Annotated in this window: 1 protein-coding gene and 1 pseudogene; both read right to left on the minus strand. The window is 43.4% G+C overall.

The window, feature by feature from the left end:
- Positions 1 to 481, minus strand: a 481-nt coding sequence (gene holB / locus R7O13_RS28880; protein ID WP_318305464.1) for a DNA polymerase III subunit delta', incomplete at its 3' end; no start/stop codon positions are given.
- Positions 482 to 505: 24 nt separating this feature from the next.
- Positions 506 to 594 (minus strand): annotated as a pseudogene (locus tag R7O13_RS28885) (dTMP kinase); the annotation flags it as partial.

Genomic DNA, 594 nt, shown 5'->3' on the forward strand with positions numbered 1-594 from the left:
GCTGGCATCGGCTACGAATCGTCGGTAGCAATCTTTCTTGATTATGAGTGACCAGCAAAAACAAACATTTTTCGCCCGGTTCTTCCAGCGTTTTTAATAGCGCATTAGAAGCGGATTCATTCATCGCATCGGCTGGCTCAATCACAAACAAACGGTAACCATTCAGCTGAGAAGATTCATGAGCTAGACGATTGCAAGCGCGAATTTGGTCAACCGTAATCGCCTTGCCTTCTTTCTCTGGCCTAATCCAGTGCAAATCTGGATGGCTTTGAGATTTCGTCAGTTGACAGCTATGGCAGAAACCACAAGCTTCGCTGCTGTAGTTTTGACAAAGAAGTGCATGACTAAAAAACTCAACAAGCTTTTCTACTGCCAAGCCTTTATTACTTTGCAGCAATAAAGCTCCAGGAATTCGATCTGAATCCAACCCAGATTTGAGGTTCTCCCATGCTGGCTTTAGCCAAGGAAAATCATTAACCATGCGTAACCTATATTCGCTTTTTACTTACTGGCGAGACAACCATTCGTTCAAGGCGTCTTGAATATCACGAGACACTTCTTCAATCGATTGTTCTGCATTGATCACAACAATTG

The organism is Vibrio sp. Y176, assembly GCF_033438945.1.